The organism is Bacillus sp. AP50 (assembly GCF_040492675.1).
Classification (GTDB): domain Bacteria; phylum Bacillota; class Bacilli; order Bacillales; family Bacillaceae_G; genus Bacillus_A; species Bacillus_A cereus.
This window is the reverse complement of record NZ_JBEUTW010000016.1, coordinates 1-2,694: the sequence shown is the minus strand read 5'-3', so window position 1 is coordinate 2,694 and position 2,694 is coordinate 1. Positions and strand designations below refer to the sequence as shown.

Sequence of the window (2,694 nt, the reverse complement as noted above, 5' to 3'; positions counted from 1 at the left end):
TATAAAAAACTTGTTGACTTTAAAAGTTAAATAAGTTAAAATGATTCTTGTCTTAAATGAATACAGTTTGGTGATGATGGCAGAGAGGTCACACCCGTTCCCATACCGAACACGGAAGTTAAGCTCTCTAGCGCCGATGGTAGTTGGGACCTTGTCCCTGTGAGAGTAGGACGTCGCCAAGCAAAATGGAGGATTAGCTCAGCTGGGAGAGCACCTGCCTTACAAGCAGGGGGTCGGCGGTTCGATCCCGTCATCCTCCACCATATATGTCGGAGGGGTAGCGAAGTGGCTAAACGCGGCGGACTGTAAATCCGCTCCTTCGGGTTCGGCAGTTCGAATCTGCCCCCCTCCACCATTCTTAATTAATGGGCTATAGCCAAGCGGTAAGGCAACGGACTTTGACTCCGTCATGCGCTGGTTCGAATCCAGCTAGCCCAGCCATTAAGAGCCATTAGCTCAGTTGGTAGAGCATCTGACTTTTAATCAGAGGGTCGAAGGTTCGAGTCCTTCATGGCTCACCATTTTAATGAAATATGCGGGTGTGGCGGAATTGGCAGACGCACTAGACTTAGGATCTAGCGCCTTTGGCGTGGGGGTTCGACTCCCTTCACCCGCACTTTTAATAAAATAACTCATACATGTCTTGCGGAAGTAGTTCAGTGGTAGAATACAACCTTGCCAAGGTTGGGGTCGCGGGTTCGAATCCCGTCTTCCGCTCCAATTTTCAATATGACATGCCGGGGTGGCGGAACAGGCAGACGCACAGGACTTAAAATCCTGCGGTGGGTGACCACCGTGCGGGTTCGACCCCCGCCCTCGGCACCATATGCGCCCGTAGCTCAATTGGATAGAGCGTTTGACTACGGATCAAGAGGTTAGGGGTTCGACTCCTCTCGGGCGCGCTTTTATTAACGGGAAGTGGCTCAGCTTGGTAGAGCACCTGGTTTGGGACCAGGGGGTCGCAGGTTCAAATCCTGTCTTCCCGATATTCCCAAAAAACATGGGGCCTTAGCTCAGCTGGGAGAGCGCCTGCCTTGCACGCAGGAGGTCAGCGGTTCGATCCCGCTAGGCTCCACTTTATTTAATATATGTCTCGGAGGTATACCCAAGTTCGGCTGAAGGGATCGGTCTTGAAAACCGACAGGCGGTGAGAATCGCGCGGGGGTTCGAATCCCTCTACCTCCTCCATTTTTTCTTTAATGGTTTAGACATATAATAATAAAATATTTATTTTTTCCTTCATGGAGGTATACCCAAGTTCGGCTGAAGGGATCGGTCTTGAAAACCGACAGGCGGCGAGAGTCGCGCGGGGGTTCGAATCCCTCTACCTCCTCCATTTTTTAAAACTTTATATTGTCGCGGGGTGGAGCAGCACGGTAGCTCGTCGGGCTCATAACCCGAAGGTCGCAGGTTCAAATCCTGTCCCCGCAACCAAATGGTCCCGTGGTGTAGTGGTTAACATGCCTGCCTGTCACGCAGGAGATCGCCGGTTCGACCCCGGTCGGGACCGCCATTTATGTTGGCTCGGTAGCTCAGTCGGTAGAGCAGAGGACTGAAAATCCTCGTGTCGGCGGTTCGATTCCGTCCCGAGCCACCATTTTTTTATGCCGGCTTAGCTCAATTGGTAGAGCAACTGACTTGTAATCAGTAGGTTGGGGGTTCAAGTCCTCTAGCCGGCATCATTTAGGGGCATAGTTTAAAGGTAGAACTGAGGTCTCCAAAACCTCCAGTGTGGGTTCGATTCCTACTGCCCCTGTAAAGTATATGGGCCTATAGCTCAGCTGGTTAGAGCGCACGCCTGATAAGCGTGAGGTCGATGGTTCGAGTCCATTTAGGCCCACCATATATTATTCCGCAGTAGCTCAGTGGTAGAGCTATCGGCTGTTAACCGATCGGTCGTAGGTTCGAGTCCTACCTGCGGAGCCATGGCCCGTTGGTCAAGTGGTTCGAATCCCGTACGGGTCATACAAAAAAGAGTCAGCATTATGCTGGCTCTTTTTTATTTTGTTAATCCTTTTTATTACGTTACTTTCCAGAAATAAATAAAGGAATTTTGGAAAAGCTATGGTATGTATAAAAAGGAGGAAATAAATAATGACACGAGTTAGAGACTTAATGAGTACCCATATTGTACATTGTACACCGCTAGACAATGTATATGAGGCAGCTGTTAAAATGAAGGAAGAATCAGTTGGATTAATTCCTGTTGTTGAAAATGAGCAAGTTGTTGGGCTTGTTACTGATCGTGATTTAGTCGTTCGAGGGATTGCTGAAAAACATCCTGGATCTAATAAAATTACAAATGTAATGACAACAAATATTATCTCAGTTTCTCCAAATGATTCTATTGAAAAAGCTACAGAGCTAATGGCACAGCATCAAATTAGACGATTACCAGTAGTTGATAGTGGTCAACTTATTGGCATGTTAGCACTAGGAGATTTAGCTATAAGGGAATCAGTAGATGATCAAGCTGGATTTGCCTTGAGTGAAATCTCAGAGCGTACAGAGTAAATTGAAACTTTAATTAACCGAGAGTTTAATGGTCACTCATAAAGAGCTAAATTATATATAAATTTCAGATACATTATTCTAGCATATATGGATTAAACTAATATGTTAGCGTGATGTATCTGAGACATTATATAATAAGGATACGGTTAATAATTTCGACATTTTTTTAAAATTTGTTAT

General features: G+C 46.4%; 1 protein-coding gene, 19 tRNA genes and 1 rRNA gene. All 21 read left to right on the top strand.

The genetic code is table 11. The features are described from left to right. The first annotated feature begins 66 nt into the window (after positions 1-66). The 21 genes from rrf (at position 67) to ABWK52_RS02050 (ending at position 2,514) form a co-directional block, all read left to right on the top strand. Positions 67-182, top strand: a 5S ribosomal RNA gene (gene rrf, locus ABWK52_RS02150). Positions 183-187: 5 nt separating this feature from the next. After that, positions 188-263, top strand: a tRNA-Val gene (locus tag ABWK52_RS02145). Between the two features lie 8 nt (positions 264-271). After that, positions 272-355, top strand: a tRNA-Tyr gene (locus ABWK52_RS02140). An 11-nt stretch (positions 356-366) separates the two neighbouring features. Next, a tRNA-Gln gene (locus tag ABWK52_RS02135) sits at positions 367-441 on the top strand. Positions 442-445: 4 nt separating this feature from the next. Continuing rightward, a tRNA-Lys gene (locus ABWK52_RS02130) sits at positions 446-521 on the top strand. 14 nt (positions 522-535) lie between these two features. Further along, positions 536-616: transfer RNA gene (locus ABWK52_RS02125), tRNA-Leu, on the top strand. 29 nt (positions 617-645) lie between these two features. Next, positions 646-720, top strand: a tRNA-Gly gene (locus ABWK52_RS02120). Positions 721-736: 16 nt separating this feature from the next. Further along, positions 737-825: transfer RNA gene (locus ABWK52_RS02115), tRNA-Leu, on the top strand. 3 nt (positions 826-828) lie between these two features. After that, positions 829-902: transfer RNA gene (locus tag ABWK52_RS02110), tRNA-Arg, on the top strand. A 10-nt stretch (positions 903-912) separates the two neighbouring features. After that, positions 913-986, top strand: a tRNA-Pro gene (locus ABWK52_RS02105). A gap of 16 nt (positions 987-1,002) precedes the next feature. Continuing rightward, positions 1,003-1,075: transfer RNA gene (locus tag ABWK52_RS02100), tRNA-Ala, on the top strand. A 20-nt stretch (positions 1,076-1,095) separates the two neighbouring features. Further along, positions 1,096-1,188, top strand: a tRNA-Ser gene (locus ABWK52_RS02095). A gap of 55 nt (positions 1,189-1,243) precedes the next feature. Further along, a tRNA-Ser gene (locus ABWK52_RS02090) sits at positions 1,244-1,336 on the top strand. Positions 1,337-1,357: 21 nt separating this feature from the next. After that, a tRNA-Met gene (locus tag ABWK52_RS02085) sits at positions 1,358-1,434 on the top strand. Positions 1,435-1,437: 3 nt separating this feature from the next. Next, positions 1,438-1,513: transfer RNA gene (locus tag ABWK52_RS02080), tRNA-Asp, on the top strand. Between the two features lie 8 nt (positions 1,514-1,521). Next, positions 1,522-1,597, top strand: a tRNA-Phe gene (locus ABWK52_RS02075). A 9-nt stretch (positions 1,598-1,606) separates the two neighbouring features. Beyond that, a tRNA-Thr gene (locus ABWK52_RS02070) sits at positions 1,607-1,679 on the top strand. Positions 1,680-1,685: 6 nt separating this feature from the next. Next, positions 1,686-1,756, top strand: a tRNA-Trp gene (locus tag ABWK52_RS02065). Positions 1,757-1,766: 10 nt separating this feature from the next. Beyond that, a tRNA-Ile gene (locus tag ABWK52_RS02060) sits at positions 1,767-1,843 on the top strand. An 8-nt stretch (positions 1,844-1,851) separates the two neighbouring features. Further along, positions 1,852-1,926, top strand: a tRNA-Asn gene (locus ABWK52_RS02055). A gap of 168 nt (positions 1,927-2,094) precedes the next feature. Beyond that, positions 2,095-2,514 carry a CBS domain-containing protein gene (locus tag ABWK52_RS02050; protein ID WP_098542379.1) on the top strand — a complete coding sequence of 140 codons (420 nt, stop codon included), beginning with the start codon at positions 2,095-2,097 and terminating at the stop codon, positions 2,512-2,514. The last annotated feature ends 180 nt before the right edge of the window (positions 2,515-2,694 follow it).